This is a genomic window from Granulimonas faecalis (assembly GCF_022834715.1).
In the GTDB taxonomy this organism is placed as follows: domain Bacteria; phylum Actinomycetota; class Coriobacteriia; order Coriobacteriales; family Atopobiaceae; genus Granulimonas; species Granulimonas faecalis.
Genome location: NZ_BQKC01000001.1, coordinates 1,480,318 through 1,500,388 on the forward strand (window position 1 = coordinate 1,480,318; position 20,071 = coordinate 1,500,388).

Annotated in this window: 16 protein-coding genes and 1 tRNA gene; 7 read left to right on the plus strand and 10 right to left on the minus strand. The window is 71.4% G+C overall.

The genetic code is table 11. The features are described 5' to 3' along the window. Positions 1 to 29 precede the first annotated feature (29 nt). From OR600_RS06785 to OR600_RS06805, 5 genes are read left to right on the plus strand one after another with little or no spacing between them, the layout of a single operon-like run. A complete protein-coding gene (locus tag OR600_RS06785; RefSeq protein WP_135978971.1) occupies positions 30 to 275 on the plus strand; it encodes a hypothetical protein in 246 nt (81 codons plus the stop codon). Next, positions 275 to 1,408, plus strand: a complete 1,134-nt coding sequence (locus OR600_RS06790) for a hypothetical protein (RefSeq protein ID WP_265590887.1) — start codon at positions 275 to 277, stop codon at positions 1,406 to 1,408. Before OR600_RS06785 ends, OR600_RS06790 begins: the two co-directional genes overlap by 1 nt. Before the next feature lie 13 nt (positions 1,409 to 1,421). Continuing rightward, positions 1,422 to 1,781 carry a hypothetical protein gene (locus tag OR600_RS06795; protein ID WP_265590888.1) on the plus strand — a complete coding sequence of 120 codons (360 nt, stop codon included), beginning with the start codon at positions 1,422 to 1,424 and terminating at the stop codon, positions 1,779 to 1,781. A gap of 3 nt (positions 1,782 to 1,784) precedes the next feature. Then, positions 1,785 to 2,048: a holin gene (locus tag OR600_RS06800; protein WP_265590889.1), complete on the plus strand. Its 264-nt coding sequence runs from the start codon at positions 1,785 to 1,787 to the stop codon at positions 2,046 to 2,048. Position 2,049: 1 nt separating this feature from the next. Further along, the gene (locus OR600_RS06805) at positions 2,050 to 2,958 is read left to right on the plus strand and encodes an N-acetylmuramoyl-L-alanine amidase (protein WP_265590890.1); all 909 of its coding nucleotides are present in this window, start codon (positions 2,050 to 2,052) and stop codon (positions 2,956 to 2,958) included. A 266-nt stretch (positions 2,959 to 3,224) separates the two neighbouring features. Here the strand turns inward: OR600_RS06805 and OR600_RS06810 are convergent. The 5 genes from OR600_RS06810 to tgt form a co-directional block, all read right to left on the minus strand. Continuing rightward, positions 3,225 to 3,310: transfer RNA gene (locus OR600_RS06810), tRNA-Leu, on the minus strand. A 47-nt stretch (positions 3,311 to 3,357) separates the two neighbouring features. Then, positions 3,358 to 4,038: an MBL fold metallo-hydrolase gene (locus tag OR600_RS06815; protein ID WP_135978966.1), complete on the minus strand. Its 681-nt coding sequence runs from the start codon at positions 4,036 to 4,038 to the stop codon at positions 3,358 to 3,360. 1 nt (position 4,039) lies between these two features. Next, complete coding sequence (locus tag OR600_RS06820; RefSeq protein WP_251164114.1) at positions 4,040 to 6,385, minus strand: RelA/SpoT family protein; 2,346 nt, start codon at positions 6,383 to 6,385, stop codon at positions 4,040 to 4,042. A 34-nt stretch (positions 6,386 to 6,419) separates the two neighbouring features. After that, positions 6,420 to 9,743 (minus strand): single-stranded-DNA-specific exonuclease RecJ, encoded by a 3,324-nt coding sequence (gene recJ, locus OR600_RS06825; protein WP_135978964.1) that lies wholly within the window; start codon positions 9,741 to 9,743, stop codon positions 6,420 to 6,422. A 111-nt stretch (positions 9,744 to 9,854) separates the two neighbouring features. After that, the gene (gene tgt / locus OR600_RS06830; RefSeq protein WP_251164113.1) at positions 9,855 to 11,003 is read right to left on the minus strand and encodes a tRNA guanosine(34) transglycosylase Tgt; all 1,149 of its coding nucleotides are present in this window, start codon (positions 11,001 to 11,003) and stop codon (positions 9,855 to 9,857) included. A 142-nt stretch (positions 11,004 to 11,145) separates the two neighbouring features. Here tgt and OR600_RS06835 point away from each other — a divergent pair, with 142 nt between their 5' ends. After that, a complete protein-coding gene (locus OR600_RS06835; protein WP_135978962.1) occupies positions 11,146 to 12,555 on the plus strand; it encodes a coiled-coil domain-containing protein in 1,410 nt (469 codons plus the stop codon). Positions 12,556 to 13,281: 726 nt separating this feature from the next. Here the strand turns inward: OR600_RS06835 and queA are convergent. The 3 genes from queA to OR600_RS06850 form a co-directional block, all read right to left on the minus strand. Then, the gene (gene queA, locus OR600_RS06840) at positions 13,282 to 14,442 is read right to left on the minus strand and encodes a tRNA preQ1(34) S-adenosylmethionine ribosyltransferase-isomerase QueA (protein ID WP_135978961.1); all 1,161 of its coding nucleotides are present in this window, start codon (positions 14,440 to 14,442) and stop codon (positions 13,282 to 13,284) included. Positions 14,443 to 14,518: 76 nt separating this feature from the next. Next, positions 14,519 to 15,121 carry an epoxyqueuosine reductase QueH gene (locus OR600_RS06845; protein WP_135978960.1) on the minus strand — a complete coding sequence of 201 codons (603 nt, stop codon included), beginning with the start codon at positions 15,119 to 15,121 and terminating at the stop codon, positions 14,519 to 14,521. Beyond that, entirely contained in the window at positions 15,118 to 15,693 is a 576-nt protein-coding gene (locus OR600_RS06850; protein WP_135978959.1) for a DUF3267 domain-containing protein, read from the minus strand. The genes OR600_RS06845 and OR600_RS06850 overlap by 4 nt, the downstream gene beginning before the upstream one ends. Before the next feature lie 66 nt (positions 15,694 to 15,759). Here OR600_RS06850 and OR600_RS06855 point away from each other — a divergent pair, with 66 nt between their 5' ends. Beyond that, entirely contained in the window at positions 15,760 to 17,814 is a 2,055-nt protein-coding gene (locus OR600_RS06855; protein ID WP_265590891.1) for a class I tRNA ligase family protein, read from the plus strand. A gap of 371 nt (positions 17,815 to 18,185) precedes the next feature. Here OR600_RS06855 and OR600_RS06860 read toward each other — a convergent pair whose 3' ends face one another. Beyond that, positions 18,186 to 18,647 carry a zinc ribbon domain-containing protein gene (locus OR600_RS06860; protein ID WP_251173140.1) on the minus strand — a complete coding sequence of 154 codons (462 nt, stop codon included), beginning with the start codon at positions 18,645 to 18,647 and terminating at the stop codon, positions 18,186 to 18,188. Between the two features lie 230 nt (positions 18,648 to 18,877). Further along, a complete protein-coding gene (gene fucO / locus OR600_RS06865) occupies positions 18,878 to 20,038 on the minus strand; it encodes a lactaldehyde reductase (protein WP_135978956.1) in 1,161 nt (386 codons plus the stop codon). Between the last annotated feature and the right edge of the window lie 33 nt (positions 20,039 to 20,071).

A 20,071-nucleotide genomic window follows, 5' to 3' on the forward strand; every position in this document is an offset into this window, starting at 1 on the left:
ACCATGGGCGCAGACGGAAAGGAGGCCCCATGGCCATCGAGAGCGGCTACACCCTCTACATGAGCGACCGCACCCACTACGGCGAGTACCTGCGCGACGGGGACCCGCGCATCGGCAACTACCCGAGGGTCCAGCGGGTGACAGCGGACGGCGTGCTGTCCGAGTACGTGCTGGACCGCAAGAGCTACGAGGAGTACAAGCGCATGGCGGCCAAGTGGGACGCCGAGTTCAACGCCTGGATGAGCGACGCGCCGGCGGCCGGGGGCGACTCCTGATGCCCGCCGTCGAGCTGGTCACCGGCTACACCGGGGAGGCCCACATCGAAAGCGCCGACGACGGGGGCGGCTACGCCTCCATCGTGGGCCCCGGCAACTACGTGAGCTCCGACGTGGGGCAGGCCCTGAGGGCCGAGATGCCCGACGCCAACACGTGCCGCGTCCACGACGGCGAGGCATGGTTCGGCGGCCGCCACGTGCGCATCCCCACCGGCTCCCACGTGGACGTGCCGGTGGAGAGCGGCACCCAGGGCCAGCAGCGCCACGACGTGGTGTGCGTCCGCTACGCGAGGGACGCGGCCACGGGCGTCGAGTCGTGCTCGCTGGTCTGCGTCAAGGGGGTCCCGGGCTCTCCCTCCGCCCCAGCGACCCTGCCGGGCTCGCCCCTCACGGGCGCCACGTCCTGCGACATGCCCCTGTACCGCATCGACCTCAACGGCATCTCCCCCGCCGCCCCGGTCCGCCTCTTCACGCCCATGGCCTCGGCGGCGAACCGCAAGGTGTCGGCGTCCGAGATAGCGTCCGGGACGCTGCCCGTGGCCCGGGGCGGCACCGGGGCCGCGAGCGCCGACGGGGCGCTCGCCAACCTCGTCAAGGGCCGCATCATCCGCCCGCAGCACATCGAGATAGGCACGGGCGCGACCAACGGCACGGGCGGGTTCATCGACTTCCACTTCAACGGGAGCTCCGCCGACTACACCAGCCGCATCTACGAGCCGGCCAGCGGCACCGTCGACGTCAACGGCACCCGGTTCGTCCGGGGCCAAGGGGACCTCGCCCGCGCGTCCAAGGCCTTCTCCCTGGACGGCGGGAGGCTCACCGGCAGCGTCAACTACTACATGAAGGGCGGCGTGGGGGTCCTCGACCTGTGGGCGACGCGCAAGGCCGGCGGGTCCATCTCCAACGGGAGCCGGCCCACGGGCATCGTGCTGCCGACCGCGTTCAGGCCGCCCTACACGGCCAGAAGCGGGATGCTCGCCCCCACCAACAACTACCCCGACCCCATGCCCTCGGTCTTCTTCGCCGTGGACAGCGCAGGGGCGGTCCACATCAGCTACACCGCGTCCATCGCCCCGGCGTCGGGCTACGAGTGGAACTTCGCCGGCCAGATGGTGCTGGTCCACGTCGGGTGAGGGGGCTGTTCCCATGGACCCCATGAAGCTCGCCGAGACCGTGGTGACGCTCGCCCTGGGCGGCGTGGTCACGTGGTGCGTGGCCGCCATCAACCGCATGGGGGAGGCGGGGCGCGCCTCGGAGCGCAGGGAGCTGGAGCGCGACGAGGCTCTGGAGGAGGGGCTCAAGGCCCTGCTCCGGTGCAACCTCGTGGACTCCTACGACACCTACGTGCTGGGTGACAAGCGCCTCTCCGTGGAGAGGCGCACCGAGATAGACCGCTGCTACGCCGCCTACACCGGGCTCGGGGGCAACGGCACCGGCTCTGAGCTGTACCGCAAGATCCGCGAGGTGCCCGTGGAGACCTTCCACGGGATGACGAGGAAGGGTTGAGGCATGAAAGACATCAAGCGATGGCTGCTCGGCGCCGGGGTGCGCGCGGGCAAGACGGCGGCCCAGACGGCCATAGGCGTCATCGGGGCCGCGGCGGCCATGGGGCAGGTGGACTGGGCCCTCGTGGGCAGCGGCGCCCTGCTGGCGGCCCTGGTGAGCCTGCTCACGAGCGTGGCCGGCATCCCGGAGGTGGACGGCGGCGCGAGCCTGCCGACCATGGTGGCGGCGGGCGACATCGGCGAAAGAGACGACGGGAAGGACCTGTAAGATGGCGAAGCTGTACATCATCCCCGGCCACGGGCACGGGGACCCCGGCGCGGTCGGGGGCGGCCATAACGAGGCAGACTCCGTGAGGAACCTCGCCAGGCGGGTCAAGGAGCTGGCGGCGGACCCCTCCGACGTGGAGCTGCACGACTTCTCGCGCAACGCCTACGCCCAAGGGGACCTCAACACGCTCTCCGCGCCCAAGGGGACCATGGTGCTCGAGTTGCACATGGACGCGGCGGACGGCTCCGCGCGTGGTGCCCACGTCATCATCAAGGACGGCTTCGAGGCCGACGCCTTCGACAAGGCGCTCGCGAAGAACCTCGCGGCCATCCTCCCGGGGCGCAGCTCCATCATCGTGGGGCGCTCCGACCTCGCCAACGCCAACCGGGCGGCCAGGCGCGGCATCAACTACCGCCTGGCCGAGGTCGGCTTCATCGACAACGTCACCGACCGGACCATCTTCAACGACCGTCTGGACGAGATCGCCCGAGCCATCCTGTCGGCGGCGGGCATCGCCGCGAAGGGCGGCGCGGTGCCGTCCACGCCCGCCACGCCCGTGCCCGCCCCGGCCATCGGAAAGCTCTCCGTCGACGGCTGGTGGGGGTGGGGCACCACCAAGGCCCTGCAGGCGCACATCCGCTGCGTCGCGGACGGCGAGGTCTGGGGCCAGTGGTCGGGCAACCGACGGTGGCTGCCCAACTGCGCGGGAGGGTGGAAGTGGGGCGCGAACCCCAGCGGGTCCCCGGTCATCCGCGCGCTCCAGAGCCGTCTCGGCGCGACGGCCGACGGCATCGCGGGCAGGGACACCGTCCGCGCCCTCCAGCGCAGGCTCGGCGTCTACCCCGACGGCGTGTGCGGCCCCAAGACCGTCCGCGCCCTCCAGGCCGCGCTCAACGACGGCAGGCTGTAGCGGGGCCCTCGTTTATACCCGGCACAGACAAGCCCCCGGCCCCAGCGATGGGGTCGGGGCGTTTTTCGTGCGCCGCCTCAAAGCGGTGACCCTTGCCTGAGGTGTCTCAGCCGTCGTACCGAGACGCCCGTTTGGTTTTCAACACCGTAAAGCTGTTTATGCCTGACCGGAGACCTTGGCACAAGATGGCACAGACCACCCGGAAATGCATACAAGAAAAGAAAGCTCCCGGCACCGGGTCGGGTGCCGGGAGCTGCGCGTTCTCATGGTGCCCGAGGTGAGACTCGAACTCACACGGGGTTGCCCCCAGGGGTTTTTGAGACCCCCGTGTCTGCCATTCCACCACTCGGGCGGGCCCAGCCATTCTAGCAGAGACGCCGCAGGCCCACGGCCTCGCCCCTACCGGCTGGCCCGGCCGTTGAGGTAGGGGTTGTCCCGGAGCTCGTCGGCCATGGTCGTGGCCTCGCCGTGGCCGGGGAGCAGCACGGTCTCGGGCGGGATGAGGCCCTTGAGGCGCTCCAGGGTCTCCCCCATCACCTCGGGGTCGCCGCCCACGAGGTCGGTGCGGCCCACGGTGCCCTTGAAGACGGTGTCGCCGGTGAACGCGATGCCGTCGCCCAGGAGGATGACGCCGCCCTCGGTGTGGCCCGGGGTCTCGATGACGGCCATGGTCACGCTGCCCACGGTCACGGTGTCGCCCTCGCGGAGCAGGCGAGAGGGCTCTGGGGCATCGTCGTCGTAGGGGATGCCCAGGCTCCCCACGCCGCCGGCGTGCATGGCGCGCTCGGCGTCGCCCGCGCCGATGGCGAAGGGCACGTCGCCGCCCAGGGCCTCGACGAGCGCGGCCACGCCGCCCACGTGGTCGCCGTGGCCATGGGTTGCCACCACGAGGTCCACGGCGACGTCGGACAGCTGCCCGGCGATCCCGGCGCCGCAGAAGCCCGGGTCCACCACCATGGCATGGCCGTCGCTCACCAGCGCGTAACAGTTGGTCTCGATGGGGCCCACGGTGAAGGCGCGGATCTCCACATGGGAGTCCTCGGGGTCCTCTATCTCTCGCTCGTCAATGGGTTCGGCCATGTCAGGCCCTCCTCTTCATCTGGTTGGCACCCTCGCCGGGCATGATGCGCCGCGCGTCGTAGACGCTGGGCACCCGGCTGACGGCTGCCAGGAGGGGGTCGAGCAGGCTCGCGTCGGAGATGAGCACGAGGAAGCGCAGGCGCGCGAGGCCCGACGAGGTCACCTGGGTGGCCGCCGAGAGGATGTTTCCCCCGGCGTCGGCCAGGGCAATCGTCACGTCCTTGAGAAGGCCGATCCTGTCCGTGGCCTCCACGACGATCTCCACCTGGAACTGCGTGGCCCCGCTGGTGTCCCAAGCGACGTCGATCATGCGCTCGGGGTGCGCCATGAGGCCCTTGACGTTGGGGCAGCTCGTGCGGTGCACGGAGACACCGCGGCCGCGGGTGATGAAGCCCACGATGTCATCGCCGGCCACGGGGTTGCAGCAGTGGGCCAGGTGCACGAGGAGGTCGGGGTCGTTCTTCACCACGACGCCGCAGTTGGAACGCTTGCGCTCCTGCTGGCGGCGCGCCCGGTTGGCGCCGTGGGTGGGCAGCATGGGGCGGTCCTCGGAGAAGACCCGCTTGAACTCCTCGGCTTCCTCGGCAGCCTTCTTGGCGGCGGCGAGCTGGGCCGGCGAGCCCTCCTCGAGCACGTTCTCCACCTTGTTGGCCACCGACTTGGGCGAGAGCTTGTTGGACCCGATGGCGGCGAAGAGGTCGTCGGGCGTCGTGAACTTGAGCGTCTCGCACACCTTTGCGATGGCGCGCACGGAACGCCTCGTGGAGATGCCGTAGCCCTTCTTGCGCAGCTCGACGGCCAGCATGGAGCGGCCCGACTCGGCGTCGGTGCCCTTGTTCACCGAGGTGAAGTACTTGCGGATCTTTGCCCTCGCCGAGGGGGTGCGCACGATGTTGACCCAGTCGGCCGACGGCTTGGAGTTGTTGTTGGTGAGGATCTCAACGCGGTCGCCGGTCTGCAGGTGGTAGGTGAGCGGCACCACGGCGCCGTTGACGCGGGCGCCCACGCAGTGGTTGCCCACCTCGGTGTGCACGGCATAGGCGAAGTCCAGGGGCGTGGAGTCGCGCCTGAGGCTCATGACCTCGCCCTTGGGGGTGAAGATGAAGATCTCGTCGTCGAAGAGGTCCACCCGGAGGTCCTGGAGGTAGCGGCTCGGGTCGTCGATCTCTCCCTCCACGGCCCAGTCGAGGCTGCGGCGGATGTGGGAGATGGTGAGGTCGATGGACCGGTCGCTGGAGCTCATGGCGCCGCTGGAGTTGCCCGAGCTCTTGTAGAGCCAGTGGGCCGCGATGCCGTACTCGGCCTGCTCGTGCATCTCCTTGGTGCGGATCTGGATCTCGATGGGCCGGGCGTCGGGGCCGATGACCGTGGTGTGGAGCGAGCGGTACAGGTTGGGCTTGGGCGTGGCGATGTAGTCCTTGAAGCGCCCGGGCAGAGGGTGCCAAAGCGAATGGACCGAGCCCAGGACCGAGTAACAGTCCCCCACGGTCTCGGTGATCACCCGGAGGGCGATGAGGTCGTAGATGTCCGAGAAGTCCTTGTTCTTGCGCTGCATCTTCTGGTAGATGGACCAGAGGTGCTTGGCGCGGCCCGTGATCTGGTAGCCGGAGAGGCCCGCGCCCTTGAGCTCGTCGTCCAGCACCTTGATGGCCTCGTCGGTGGCCACGAGGCGCTGCTCGCGCGACTCCTGGACCATGCGGGCGATGCGCTGGTACTCCTCGGGCTCGAGGTAGAAGAAGGAGAGGTCCTCGAGCTCCCACTTGACGGAGCTGATGCCCAGGCGGTCGGCCAGGGGCGCGTAGACGTCCATGGTCTCGCGGGCCTTGAACTGGCGGCGGTCGGGCTTGAGGGCGGCGAGGGTCCGCATGTTGTGGAGGCGGTCGGCCAGCTTGATAATGACCACGCGGATGTCCTTGGACATGGCGAGGAACATCTTGCGCAGGTTGAGGGCCTGCTTCTCGTCGGTGGAGCCCACATCGATGTTGGTGAGCTTGGTCACGCCGTCCACGAGGTCGGCCACGGTCTGGCCGAACAGGTCCTGCAGCTGGTCCTTGGTGGCCGGCGTGTCCTCCACGGTGTCGTGAAGGAGGGCCGCGCACACGACGTCGTCGTCCATGCGCAGGTCGTGGGCCAGGATCAGGGCCACCTCGACTGGGTGGTTGATGTAGGGCTCGCCGCTCCGGCGCTTCTGCTCGGAGTGGAAGTCGGCCGCGAAGAGGTAGGCCTCCTCGACCTTGGCCATCTGGGCCGGCGTCATGTACAGCTCGCACGTCTTTCTCAGCTGGCCGTAGTTGTCTGCGCCCACTCTCGGGGTGGCGTGGACGCCCTGGACCTCCGTGCTATCCATGACCTGCCCCTCCCCTCGTTTTTTACGGTTGGGTTCAACTATCGCACAGAACCCCGAAGGTGGGGGCGATGGGGCGATCGATGTGCTCGGCCAGGGCCTCGGCCGGGGCGTGCAGGACCCACTCGGAGAACGTGCGGAACCCCTCCCGGCTCCGCTGACCCTCGCGGTAGCGCACCGACGAGGTGAGCTCCATGTGGCCCGGGTTCTGGGCCATGGAGAGGCGCCGGCCGTCCCCGAAGCCCTCCTGGGAGCAGAAGCCGAGCTCGCTGAAGACGCCGATGCCCGAGGAGACCGCGGCCTCGGTGAGCCCGCCGCCGCCGGGGAGCGTGCGGGCGAGGTCGAGCACCTGGCCGTCGGACTCGGCCACGGTGCCGCCGCTCGGGGCGCCCAGGGTGCGCAGGGCCCGGTAGAGGGCCACCAGGGCCTCGCGGGCCGGCGCGGCCGAGGAGAGCACGGCGTCGTTGGTGGGGGCGTCCGCGGGGCCGAAGAGCGCGTGGACCCAGGCCGGGCGCCCGTCTCGGCCGGCACGGCCGCTCATCTGGTTGAACTGCACGGTGTCGAAGGGCAGCGACCAGAGCACGACATGGCGGACGTCGGGGAGGTCGACCCCCTCGCCGAAGGCGGAGGTGGCCACCACGCAGCTCACCCGGCCGGACCGGAAGGCCCGCTCCACGGCCACGCGGCGGCCGCGGTCCAGGCCGCCGTGGTAGAAGGCCACGCGGTGGGCGAGGTCGGGCAGCCGGTGCCGCAGCTCGCGGGCGACGGCGCAGGCGGCGTCGCGGGTGTTGACGTAGACGATGCACCGCTCCCCCGACGACGCCACGGAGGCGGCGTAGGCGCCCCGGTCGCGGAGGCCGCGGTGGTCCGCCACGGAGAGGTTGGACCGCACGGTACGGTCCACGACCACACGGTCCACGGAGAGCAGCCGGCAGACCTCCTGGGCCACGGAGTCCGACGCCGTGGCGGTGGCGGCGAGCACCTGGGGCGACTCCAGGAGGGACAGGACCTCGGGCATGTCCTGGTAGGCGGCGCGGTCGCCGCCGTGGCCCATGGCGGCGTGGTGGGCCTCGTCAACCACGACGAGGCCCACGCGGCCCGAGGCGGCGAAGCGTCTCCGGTGGATGGAGAGGAACTCGGGCGTGGTGAGCACCACGTCCACCGAGCCGTCGGCGAGGCCGGCGAAGGCGGCGTCGCGCTCGTGGGCGGGGGTCTCGCCCGTGAGGACGCGCACCCCGATGCCGAGCCCCGCGAACGCACGCTCGAGGTGGAAGGCCTGGTCGTTGACCAGGGCACGGAGCGGGAAGACGAGCACGGAGGCCCGCCCGCCGGCCACGGCCAGGCGCGCCGCGTGGAGGTGGAAGACGAGGGACTTGCCGCGGCCGGTGGCCATGACCTCGAGGACCGACTGGCCCTCGGCCAGCATGCCCAGGGCAGTGGCCTGGGCGGGCAGCAGGTCGCGGTCGCCGATGAGGGAGCGGCGCAGGGCGTCGGTGAGCCCGGGGGCGTCGAGGGCCGCCAGGCGGGCGCGCTCGGACGCGGGGTCGGGGCCGTCAGCGACGGCGTCGTCGCCGTCCGCGGCCGCACCGGGAACCGGCGCGTCGTCGGGGCACGCGGGGCCCTCGCCCCCGTCCCCGCCGTCGCCGGAGGCGCCGTCGCGGTAGAGGATGTCGCGCACCATGAGCTTGACCTTGGAGCGGCCCTGCCAGGTCTCCACCACGGCCTCGAACACGAGGTCCACGGCGCCCTCCCAGGAGAGCGCCCGCTCCACGTCCGGGGCGCGGAACATGATGGCCGCCACGGAGTTGGCGCCGTCGCTGACGAAGAAGCGCACGTGCTCCCCCGTGGCGCCCACGGCCGCGGCGGAGCGCATGGTGACGCCCCGCACGGCGAGGAGCGGCTTCTTGTTGCCCTGGCCGAAGGGGCGCAGGAGGTCGAGGCCCTGGACCACGGGCATCGTGAGCTCGTCGAGGGTGACGACGCAGGCCACCTCCCCCACCGAGGCGAACTGCTCCGGGGGCAGGGCGGAGAGCTCCCCCGAGAGGCGGTCGCGGAACTCCGGCAGGCGGTCGGCCGGCAGGGTGACGCCCACGGCGCCCGCATGGCCGCCGAACCGCGTGAGGAGGTCCGAGCAGCCCTCCACGGCGTGGAAGAGGTCCACGGACCCCACGGACCTGCCCGACCCGCGCGCCTCGCCGTCGGCCACCGAGAACAGCAGGCAGGGCACGTGGTAGCGGTTGACCATGCGGCTGGCCACGATGCCCTTGACGCCCTCGTGCCACCCCTCGCCGCCCAACACGAGGCAGGGCCCGCCGTCGTACTCCTCGGCCGCCCGGGCCGTCACCGAGGCCGCCATGGACGCCTCCGTGGCCCGGCGCTCGTCGTTGATGGCCTCCAGGCGGCCCGCCAGCGTGGCGGCCTCCACGGGGTCCTGGGAGACGAGCAGGTCGAACGCCACGTCGACGTCGCCCATGCGCCCGGCGGCGTTGAGGCGCGGCACGAGCGAGAACGGCAGGTCGTCGGCCTCGATGGAGGAGAGGTCGGCGCGGCTGGAGGCGGCGAGCGCCACGAGACCCGGCCGGGAGGTGCGCCGCATGGACGCGACGCCGTCGGCCACGAGGGCGCGGTTCTCGCCCACGAGCTCCATCATGTCGCTCACGGTGCCCAGGCTGGCGAGGTCGGTGTAACCGCGCCAGAGGTCGGGCCGGCCCAGGCGGCGGCCCAGCTCGCAGACGAGCTTGAGCGCCACGCCGGCGCCGGCGAGGTCGCGCGACGGGCTCTCGGGGTCGAGCTTGGGGTCGGTGACCGGCACGCCCCGGGGCACGGAGGAGCCGGGCTCATGGTGGTCGGTCACCACGACGTCGATGCCGCGGGCGACGGCGGCCGCCACCTCGTCGGCGCTCGCGATGCCGTTGTCCACGGTGACGATGAGGTCGGGCGAGCAGGCGGCCGCCACGCGCTCGAGGGCGGCGGCGGAGAGGCCGTATCCCTCCCCGAAGCGCCGGGGGATGAACGCGTGGACCGTCGCACCGAGGTCGCGCAGGGCCAGGGCGAGCAGGGCGGCGGAGCTCATGCCGTCGACGTCGAAGTCGCCGAAGACCGCGACGGTCTCCCCGTCGCGCACGGCCCGCTCCACGCGGTCCGCCGCCTGCGCCATGCCCGGCAGGTCGAGCGGGTCGAGCCAGTCGCGCCCGAGGGACGGTGTGAGGAGGCGCCCCACGGCGTCGAGGTCGGTGAATCCGCGGGCGGCCAGCACGCGGGCGACGAGGGCCGGGACGCCGAAGCCCTGACGTATGGCCTGCTCGACGGCGGGGTCGGGCTCGAGGACGCGCCACCGGTCGCTCCGGTCAAGCCCTGCCATGGCACACCGCCCTCCCCGGGCCGCGGCCCGCCTCTCGTGGTCTTTGAGTATGCCACGACGGCGGCGCCCCGCTGCGGGGGGGCGCCGCGGCGGCCGCGAGGGGTGCGGGGCCTAGAAGTCGCGGCGGCCGTCGAGGCGGTCGCGGTACTCGGCCATGAAGGCGCCGTAGCGGCCGTCGAGGATGGCCTGGCGCGCACGGGCCATGAGGTCGAGGAGGTACCGCGTGTTGTGGAGCGACAGCAGGATGCCGCCGAGCATCTCCCTCTGCTTCACCAGGTGGTGGATGTAGCTGCGCGAGAAGCCGCCCGCGCAGGCGGGGCAGCCGCAATGCTCGCCGATGGGACGGGGGTCGGCGCGGTGGCAGGCGTTCTTGAGGTTGAGGCGCCCCTCGTCGGAGAAGGCCGTGCCCGTGCGAGCCGTGCGGGTGGGCAGCACGCAGTCGAACATGTCCACGCCCACGCCCACGCCCTCCACGAGGGTGGTGGGGTTGCCCACGCCCATGAGGTAGCGGGGCTTGTCGCGCGGCATGTACTCGCCGGCGAGGGGCGCCAGGGTCTCGAACATCACGTCATGACTCTCCCCCACCGAGTAACCGCCGATGCCGTAGCCCGGGAAGTCGCCGATGTCCTCGAGACGCCGGAGGCTCTTGAGGCGCAGGTCGAGGTCCATGCCGCCCTGGACGATGCCGAAGAGCGCCTGGTCGGGCCGGGTGTGGGCCCTCCAGCAGCGCTCGGCCCAGGCGCTCGAGAGGTCCACGGCCCGCTCGAGGTAGGAGCGCTCGCAGGGGTAGCCGGGGCAGACGTCCAGCTGCATGCAGATGTCGGAGCCGAGGAGCTCGGCGATGCGCATGTTCTCCTCAGGCGTCCAGGTGACGTAGGAGCCGTCGTAGTCCACGGCGCGGAAGGTCACGCCGTCGTCGGAAAGGCGCACGTGGTCGCCGTGGGAGAAGACCTGGAACCCGCCGGAGTCGGTGAGGATGGGGCCGTCCCAGCGCTCCCAGGCGTGCAGGCCGCCCATCTGGGCGACGAGCTCGGCGCCGGGGCGCATGGCCAGGTGGTACGTGTTGGCGAGGATGATCTTGGCACCGAGGTCCCGCACCATGGAGGGCATGAGGCCCTTGACGGTGGCCTTGGTGCCCACGGGCATGAAGATGGGGGTGGGGACGTCGCCGTGGGGCGTGTGGAGCACGCCGGCCCGCGCGTGGGTGGCGGGGTCCTCGGCGACGACGTCGAAGGTGAAGGGGAAAGGCTGCTGGCTCACGGGTCCTCCAGAGTGTTCGCGGTGGGGCCAGTCTAGCAGCGGCGGCCGGTGCGGCGGGGGCGGGGAGTCAGGCCCGGCGGCAACGCCGCGCCGAGGCGGGTACAGTGGTTCACATACGGATGGAACGGCTTTGGGAGGTCCCATGGCGGACAATGCCGGGCAGAACGGGCAGGCGCAGGACGACCTGCAGGGCACGGACGCGACGGAGGACCGGGCGGACGCGGCCGAGGCGGCGGAGAGCGCCCCGGGGACGGGCGGGCAGGCCAGCGACGGCGAGACGGCCGCCGAGGACGGCGCCCCCGCGGCGGACGGCGTGGCGGAGAGTGACGCCCCCGACGACGGCCTCGAAGCGGCGCCGGCCCCCGACATCGTGGACCGCGCCCGCAAGGCCGCAGGTACCGTGGCCGACAGCGCCCGCAAGGCCGCGGGGGCGCTGGGCCAGGAGACCGTGAGCGGCTGGAGCGCCATGCGCGCCGTGAGCCAGGCCAAGCGCGCCCACGGGGAGGCCGCCGACCGCCTGGCCGAGCTCAAGGCCACCATCGAGGAGGACAGCCGCACGCTCGCCCACCGCCGCGAGGTGGAGGAGACCTACGACGAGCTCGTCGCCGGGCAGACCGCCGCCCTCGAGGCGGCCCGTCGGGCGCAGCGGGACCTCTCGGACAGGATCGCCGCCGCCGAGGCGGAGGTGGGGGCCCGGGAGGGCGACCTCGAGGAGCTCAAGGCCAAGAACGAACGCGACCTCCGTCCCTACAAGAACCTTGCGGACAGCTCTAAGTCCACGGCCGACGACGCCGCCCGCACCCTCTCGGAGGCCAAGAAGGCCGCCAAGACGGCCGAGGGCGCCGTGCGCGACATCACGAAGAGGCGCGACTCCCGCGTGTCCACCGCCAACAAGGCCGCCGACAACGCCCGCCAGCGCCTCGCGCGCCTGCAGTCCGAGATCTCCTCCATGCAGCGCGACCCCGACGCCGACCCGAAGCAGCTCTCCTCGATGAAGGCCGAGGCCACCGCCGAGATGGCGCGCCTCTCCCGCGCCCAGGACGACGCCAAGGCCGCCCCGGGCGAGGCAGCGCCCGCCATCGAGGCCGCCGAGGCGCACCTCGCCGACGCCCGCAGGGTCCTGGAGGAGGCCGAGAGGGAGGCCGACTCCGCCAAGAAGGAGGCCAAGAAGCGGGCCCGCGACCTCGACCGCGAGCAGGAGCGCGCCAAGGCGGCGGAGGCCGACGCCGAGGACCTGCTCATCGAGGCCCAGAAGCAGGTGCGCGCCCTCAAGCAGGACCTCGCCGCGCAGCAGGAGGCCGAGTCCCAGGCCCAGGCGACCCTCGACGAGGCCGCCGACATCGTGGCCCACCCCGAGGAGACGGACGCCCTGGCCGACCGCGTGACCGACAACAGCGCCGCCGCCGAACGCCAGGAGATCCACGTGCAGACGCTGGCCGACACCGAGCGCGACCTGCGCCAGCGCACCCTGCGCAGCCGTGTGGCCTTCATCCTCGTGGTGGTGGCCGCCGTCATCGTGCTGGCGGTGCTGTTCATGGCGTTCTCCTCGTAAGCCTCCCCCGGCGGCGCCCCGTCCCGGCTCCCGTCCCAACACCCGGACACTTTTGTCCCATTGGTCGGGCTCTCCAGTTGTCACCCTGGTCGGGCACCCGAGGTGTCGCGCGACCAGCGGGTGCCGGACCATGCCGAAGGCCCCTGCGGCATGGGTTTTTCGGCTGAGGGGTGCTCGAACCCATGCCACAGGCCCCTGCGGCATGGGTCACTCAGCGTCGGCCGCCTGAAAACCATGCCGCAACCCGCTCCGGCATGTCCGGAACCCATAAGGTGGGAAACAGGCGACGTGACGGACTGGCCAGGCAGCGCCGCCACAACGGATTGGCCAGGCAGCGCTGCCATGCCATATGTTCGGTGGTTTTCTCTGCGCGAGGGACCCAGAACCACCGAACATCACGATGTTCGGTGGTTTAGACAAGGTTTCTTACCGAAAAGCACCGAGCATCAGGAGGTGCTCCTGAAGAGGGAGGGAGGCCGCAGAGGCGCAGGGCGGCAGGTGCGCGACCGGGCGTGACGGTTAAAGTGCCCGACCAAGGTGACGGCGAAAGTGTCCGGGTGCTGGGACAAGAAGTGGGACAAAAGTGTCCGGGTGTTGGGACAAAGACGAGCAGTAATCGCTGAGCCCCAACCCCCGACGAGCGCACCTAAGCCATCCCAGCTGTCGGGGTCACAGGCCGGTCCGACGATGCAAAACGCCGGACCCATGGGCCGAAGGCCCCGCAGCCTACCTGATCAGCATCGCGTCCCCGAACGACAGCATGCGGTAACCCTCGTCGACCGCCTCGGCGTAGGCGTCCATGATCTGGTCGCGCGTGGCGAAGGCCGAGACCAGCATCATCAGCGTGGAGCGGGGCACGTGGAAGTTGGTGACCATGGCGTCCACCACGTGGAAGGTGGAGCCGGGCATGAGGAAGAGGTCGGTGGTGGCGTCGCGCCGCTCCACGAGGTCGCCCCTCCCGCACACGGCGGCGGAGTCGGGCACGTCCTCGAAGCGGCGCGCGACGACGGCGGGGTCGTCCGCCGGTGCCTCCGGGTCGAAGGCGCTCTCGAGGGAGCGCACGGACGTCGTGCCCACGGCCACCACGCGGTGCCCGGCGGCCTTGGCGGCCTTCACCCTCTCCACGACATCCGCCGGCACGTGGTAGCGCTCGGTGTGCATGACGTGGTCGGCGGGGTCGTCCTCCTCCACGAGGCGGAACGTGTCGATCCCCACCTCGAGCTCCACGAAGCACATCTCCACGCCCTTCGCGGCGAGGCGGTCGATGAGGGCCGGCGTGAAGTGCAGGCCCGCCGTCGGCGCGGCGGCGGAGTGCTCCTCGTCCATGGCGTAGACCGTCTGGTACTTCTCCGGGTCGCCCTCGTAGGAGGTGATGTACGGCGGCAGGGGCACGTGGCCCACGGCGTGCATGGCCTCGTCCAAGGTGCGGCCGCCTGCGGGCGAGAACCGCACGAGGCGGCCGCCCTTGGACCCCTCCACGAAGTCCATGACCTCGCCGGTGAGCACGACCTCGGCGCCCTCGGGGGCATGGAGGCCACCGGCGCGGTACTCGATGACGGCGCCGGGCTTGAGGCGCTTGCCCGGGTTCACCAGGCACTCCCAGACGCCTCCCAGGGGGTCCACGTCCTCGCGGCGGCGGAGCAGCAGCGTCTCGGAAACGGCGCCGGTGGGCTTGCGCCCCACGAGGCGGGCCGGCAGCACACGGGTCTTGTTGGCCACGAGCAGGTCGCCCGGCTCGAGGTAGTCGACGATGTCGGTGAAGGTACGGTGCTCCACCGAGCCGTCCTCGCGGTCCAGCACGAGGAGGCGGCAGCTGTCGCGGGGCTCCGCGGGGGCCTGGGCGATGAGGGCCTCGGGCAGGTCGTAGTCGAAATCGTCGGTCTTCATGGCTTGGCTCCCTGGGACGCGCGGCAAAACATGAGGGTTATACCACCGATGCCCGCCGGGAGCCCCGGGGGCGCCGTCACGCCCCGGCCCGGGCCCCCTCGCGGCGGCGCCTGCGCTCCTCGCGGGCCTCGGCGCGCCCGAGCGCGGCCTCCACGGCCGAGAAGCGGCAGCCGCAGTAGTTCTGCCGGTACATGCCCAGCTCGCGCGACCGCCGCGTGGCCTCGGGGTAGGCCGGCCGGAAGTCGCGCACCACGGGCTCGAGGCCATGGGCACGGGCGCAGGCCACGAGCACCTCGTCGCAGGTGTCGTGGAGCTGGTGGGGCGACACGGCCAGGGTGGTGGTCACCAGCGAGAAGCCCCGCTCCCGGGCGGCGCGGCACGCCTCGGCCAGGCGCAGGGCGTAGCAGGCGCGGCAGCGGGCGGCTCGGTCGAAGCCCTTGGGAGCCACGGCCCTCTCCCAGAGGGCACGGTCGTCACCGCAGGTCACGACCTCGATCCCCTCCCCCTCGGCCCACTCCCGCAGGGTCGCCAGGCGCCGGTCGTGCTCGGCCACGGGCTGGATGTTGGGGTTGGTCCAGAAGATGGTGGGCTCCATGCCCTCCTCGCGGAGCAGCCGCACGGGCTCCAGGGAGCACGGGCCACAGCAGGCATGGACGGCCACCGGCACCGGCGCGCTCACCGCTCCCCCTCCCCCACGGGTGCGGGGCCGGGCGCCACGAGGTCGTAGCCCTGGGCGGTGTCGCGGACGTAGGGCGCCCCCGCCGCCACGATGCGCCGCGCCATGACGAGGTCGCCCGTGCAGCCCGAGAGGTGCAGCCAGAGGCAGGTGACGCCGGCCAACGGGACGTCGAGCAGCGCGCCGCCCGCCAGGAACGCGGCCGAGAGGAGCGCGGCCGGGGCGAGCAGCACGGCCACGAACGACCGGCGCGGCAGCACGGCGCCGTCGGCGCAGGTGTAGAGCATGCCCGGCGGCATGTAGCCGAACCGCAGCCGGAGGTCGCGGCCGCCCAACAGCTTGAACGCCGCCCCGTGGACGAGCTCGTGCACCGGCAGCGCGACCGCCGAGACCAGCACCACCGCGGCGAGCCACGGGATGCCCACCGCCTCCACGGGCGCGGCGACGGCGAGGAGCACGTCGAGGACCAGGCCTGCGGCGGCCACGACGAGGGAGCCGCGGGCCACGGAGGCCAGCCAGGCGTCGTCTGCCGTGAGGTCGAAGGACTCGACCGTCGTCATCCCCAGGTCGCGCACGGCACCTCCCGATGGGCCATAATGGATGGGTTGACCACACGATACGCGACCACCGCGAGGTATGCCATGCCCACTGCCAACCGCCCCTCATTCCCTGCCCGCGCCGTGGTGACGGCCGGCATGCCCTACGGCAACAAGGGCCTGCACTTTGGCCACATCGGGGGCGTCTTCGTCCCCGCGGACTTCTTCGCCCGCTTCCTGCGCGACCGCATCGGCGCCGAGAACGTGCTGTTCGTCTCGGGCACCGACTGCTACGGCTCCCCCATCATGGAGGGCTTCCGCAAGAAGGCGGAGGACGGCTACGAGGGGACCATCACCGACTACGTCGCCGCCAACCACGAGGCCCAGAAGGCCGCGCTCGCCAGCTACGAGGTGGCCCTCGACTTCTACGGCGGGTCGGGCCTGGCCCCGGCCAGAGACGTCCACGCCGCCATGAGCGACGCCGTCATCCGCCGCCTCCACGAGGCCGGCACCCTCAAGCTCCGCGAGACGCTGCAGTTCTACGACGTCGAGGCCGGGCAGTTCCTCAACGGCCGTCAGGTGCAGGGCTTCTGCCCCGTGCCGGGCTGCAAGTCCGAGAAGGCCTACGCCGACGAGTGCGACCTCGGCCACCAGTTCGAGCCGGCCGACCTCGTGCGCCCCGTGAGCCAGGTCACCGGCACCGTGCCCGAGCTGCGGCCCGTGGCCAACTGGTACTTCGACCTGCCGGGGTTCCAGGACTACCTGGAGGGCCTCGACGACGACTGGGAGACCGACGACCAGGTGCGCGACGTCGTGGTCAAGACCGTGCGCGAGTCGCTCGTGCCGCCGGCGATCTACCTCAAGTGCGACCTGCGCGGGGAGTTCGACGCCGTGGCCACGGAGCTCCCGCCCCACACGGTGCACGAGCCCCAGGGCAGGCAGCAGTCCTTCTCGGTGGAGTTCGCCGACTGGGAGGCCCGTGACCGGGCCCGTGAGGTGCTCGACGGCGCCGGCCTGCGCTTCCGCACCGGCAAGTGCCTGCTGCCGTTCCGCATTACCGGCAACATCGACTGGGGTGTGCCGGCGCCGGCCATGGACGGCGTGGACGGCCTCACGGTGTGGTGCTGGCCCGAGTCGCTCTGGGCGCCCATCTCGTTCACCGAGACCGTGCTCGGCGAGACGCCCGAGGAGCACGCCGCCAACGCCACGCTGCCCGGGGCCGTGCCCGACACCCACGCCGGGGCCGACTGGCGCGACTGGTGGTGCGCCGACGACGCCCAGGTCTTCCAGTTCATCGGCCAGGACAACATCTACTTCTACTGTGTGGCCCAGCCGGCCATCTGGAAGGCGCTCGGGTGGGGCCTGTTCCAGGACACCCCGGTGGCCAACTACCACATCCTGTTCATGAACAAGAAGGCCTCCAGCTCCGGTGCCGTCAAGCCGCCCATGGCCGCCGAGCTGCTCGACTTCTACACGCCCGAGCAGCTGCGCTGCCACTGGCTGTCGCTGGGCCTGGGCGCCAAGGCCGTGTCGTTCGCCCCCAAGCCGTTCGACACGAGCGTCTCCCACAGGGACAAGAAGAGCGGCGAGGAGGTCCTGGTCAAGGACGACCCCCGCGTGGTGGACCCGGCCCTTAAGGAGAGCGCGTTCCTCACCAACATCTTCAACCGCCTGGCGCGCTCCTGCTTCTACGGCGCCCAGCGGCACCTGGACGGTCACCTGCCCGAGGTGGCGCCCGCCGAGGAGTGCGTGGCCGCCTGCGACGAGGCCACGCTGGCGTTCGAGGAGGCCATGCACGGGCTCGACTTCACCCGCGCCCTCTCCGTGGCCGACGCCTTCGGCCGCGAGGCCAACCGCCGCTGGGATGCCGCGTCCAAGGCGGCCAAGGACGACGAGGACGCCTATGCGGCCGCCCTCGCCGACGCCTTCCGGAGCCTGCGCACCCTGACGCTGCTCATGCACCCCGCAGCCCCCACCGGCTGCGAGAAGGTCCGCGAGCACCTGGCCATACCCGCCGACCTGCTGTTCTCCTGGGACCACGCCTTCGAGGGAGTCACGGAACTCGTGGGGGCCATGGGAGAGGCCGTGGCCGACCACAGGCTCGTGGAGCTCCCGCCGAGGACCGACTTCTTCGAGAAGCACCCGAGCCAGTACCGCTGAGCCGGTACCGCCCGCCCGTGCCCTACGGCGAGAGGACCCGGGCGGGCATCATCGGGTCAATCAAGGGCGGCCCCCGCACCTCGAGATGCGGGGGCCGCCCTTCCGTTGCCGCCCTTGCGATGCATGAGGAGGGTCTCCCCTTTCCCAGAAGTCGTCCCGGGAAGGGGATCTGCCCCGTTGCCGCACCGCGTCTTCCCAGAATCCAAATCGGGAAGGCCCTTTTCCCCAGAGAGGTTCCCAAAATCCCTTTTGGGAAGGAAAAACGCCCCAGAAGGGGTTTTGGGAAGGACGACCCGATGCCACGCGGCCTTCCCGGCTTCCCAAAAGCGTTATCGGGAAGCCGCCGAGCGCGAGCGACCGCAGCGGCCGCGCTACCCCTGCGCCGCCTCGCCGCGCCAGCGGTCCAGGTGCGGCAGCAACGTGCCCATGAGGGAGACGGCCTCCTCCCGGGAGATACCCATGGCGTCGGCCTCGAGCTGGGCCGTGGCCTCGATGAAGTCGTCCATGGACACGTCCTTGGCCGTGAAGTCGCCGCCGTCGTAGCAGTACTTGCAGTAGTGGTCGCTCGGGCTGCCGTCGGCCTCGGTGCCGTGGAGGGACGGGTCGGGGATGGGCATGGAGCAGCACTGGCAGTAGTACTCCATGGGCATCTCGAAGAAGCGCTCCAGCGGCACGGAGAACACCGTGCAGATGAGCTTGATCATGTCGATGCCCGGGGCCGTCTCCCCGGTCTCCCAGCGAGAGACGGCCTGACGGGTCACGTAGAGCCTGCGGGCCATCTCCTCCTGGGTGAGGCCGGACTCCTTGCGGATGGTGGCGACGATGTCTTTCATGGCCATAGGTTCCTCCCGAGGTCGTTGGTGGGTGGCCCCATGATGGGGGTGCGGAGGGGTGCCCGACAAGAAACGGGTTGTTGCGGAGGGGCCCGGTGTCCCATGGGCCGGCCTCGTTGGGCGTCACCGACGCACGAGCGCCGCCAAGACGACCCGGCACCTCGCCACAGGGAAAAAGGCGCGCCGGACGACGGGTCCGGCGCGCCCCCGACGCAGGGTGAGAGCAAGGGCTACATGATCTTGCGATAGAGCCCGATGATGGTCTCGGCGTCGGCGTCGCGCGGCGTGCCGGGGAAGCAGGCGTCGGCCATGACGTCGGCGGCGAGGTCGGGGAGGTCCTCCTCGACGATGCCCTCGCACGCCGTGGGGATGCCCACGTCGGCACCGAGCTCGGCCACGGCAGCCACCACGAGGCGGTTCACCTCGTCGATGGGGAGGCTGTCGGAACCCTCGACGCCCATGGCCTCGCCGATGGCGCGGTAGCGTTCGCCGCAGGCCGGCGCGTTGTACTCGAGCCCCACCGGCAGCAGCATGGCGCAGGCGACGCCATGGGGCGTGTCGTAGCGGGCGGAGAGGGTGTGGGCCATGGAGTGGACGATGCCCAGCCCCACGTTGGAGAACCCCATGCCCGCGATGTACTGCCCCAGGGCCATGGCGGTGCGGCCGCTGCCGGGCTCGCCGCCCTCGGCCTCGGCCACCGCGTCGCGCAGGTTGCGGGAGATGATGCGGATGGCCTCGAGGTGGCACATGTCGGAGAGCTCCCAGCCCCCCTTGGTGAGGTAGCCCTCGATGGCGTGGGTGAGGGCGTCCATACCGGTGGCGGCGGTGAGCGCCGGGGGCATGCCGGCCATCATGTCGGGGTCGACCACGGCGACCTCGGGGATGTCGTTGACGTCCACGCACACGAACTTGCGTTTCCTGGCCACGTCGGTGATGACGTAGTTGATGGTCACCTCGGCGGCGGTGCCGGCGGTGGTGGGCACGGCGACGGTGAAGGTGGCGTGGTTCTTGGTGAGGGCCACCCCCTCGAGGGAGACGACGTCGGAGAACTCGGGGTTCTCGGCGATGACGCCGATGGCCTTGGCGGTGTCCATGGAGGAGCCGCCACCCACGGCCACGATGGCGTCGGCACCGGAGGCCTCGAAGGCGGCCACACCGGCCTGGACGTTCTCGACAGTGGGGTTGGGCTTCACATCGGAGAAGAGCTCCCAGGGGATGCCGGCTCCGTCGAGCACGTCGCACACCTTGGCGGCGATGCCGGCCTTGACCAGGCCGGGGTCGGTGCATACGAAGACCTTGGACTTCCCGCGGCGCAGCAGCTCGCCGGGGATCTCGGCCACGGCCCCAGGGCCGTGGTAGGAGACGGGGTTGAGAACGAAACGGTTGACCATGGGCGGTACTTCCTTCCTTTCGGCGGGCTCGGC

What these genes read in the sequence shown, in the direction of transcription:
- OR600_RS06785 (WP_135978971.1), top strand. Translation starts at nt 30, where the DNA reads ATGGCCATCGAGAGCGGCTACACCCTCTACATGAGCGACCGCACCCAC.
- OR600_RS06790 (WP_265590887.1), top strand. Translation starts at nt 275, where the DNA reads ATGCCCGCCGTCGAGCTGGTCACCGGCTACACCGGGGAGGCCCACATC.
- OR600_RS06795 (WP_265590888.1), top strand. Translation starts at nt 1,422, where the DNA reads ATGGACCCCATGAAGCTCGCCGAGACCGTGGTGACGCTCGCCCTGGGC.
- OR600_RS06800 (WP_265590889.1), top strand. Translation starts at nt 1,785, where the DNA reads ATGAAAGACATCAAGCGATGGCTGCTCGGCGCCGGGGTGCGCGCGGGC.
- OR600_RS06805 (WP_265590890.1), top strand. Translation starts at nt 2,050, where the DNA reads ATGGCGAAGCTGTACATCATCCCCGGCCACGGGCACGGGGACCCCGGC.
- OR600_RS06815 (WP_135978966.1), bottom strand. Translation starts at nt 4,038, where the DNA reads ATGGCCGAACCCATTGACGAGCGAGAGATAGAGGACCCCGAGGACTCC.
- OR600_RS06820 (WP_251164114.1), bottom strand. Translation starts at nt 6,385, where the DNA reads ATGGATAGCACGGAGGTCCAGGGCGTCCACGCCACCCCGAGAGTGGGC.
- recJ (WP_135978964.1), bottom strand. Translation starts at nt 9,743, where the DNA reads ATGGCAGGGCTTGACCGGAGCGACCGGTGGCGCGTCCTCGAGCCCGAC.
- OR600_RS06835 (WP_135978962.1), top strand. Translation starts at nt 11,146, where the DNA reads ATGGCGGACAATGCCGGGCAGAACGGGCAGGCGCAGGACGACCTGCAG.
- queA (WP_135978961.1), bottom strand. Translation starts at nt 14,442, where the DNA reads ATGAAGACCGACGATTTCGACTACGACCTGCCCGAGGCCCTCATCGCC.
- OR600_RS06855 (WP_265590891.1), top strand. Translation starts at nt 15,760, where the DNA reads ATGCCCACTGCCAACCGCCCCTCATTCCCTGCCCGCGCCGTGGTGACG.
- OR600_RS06860 (WP_251173140.1), bottom strand. Translation starts at nt 18,647, where the DNA reads ATGAAAGACATCGTCGCCACCATCCGCAAGGAGTCCGGCCTCACCCAG.
- fucO (WP_135978956.1), bottom strand. Translation starts at nt 20,038, where the DNA reads ATGGTCAACCGTTTCGTTCTCAACCCCGTCTCCTACCACGGCCCTGGG.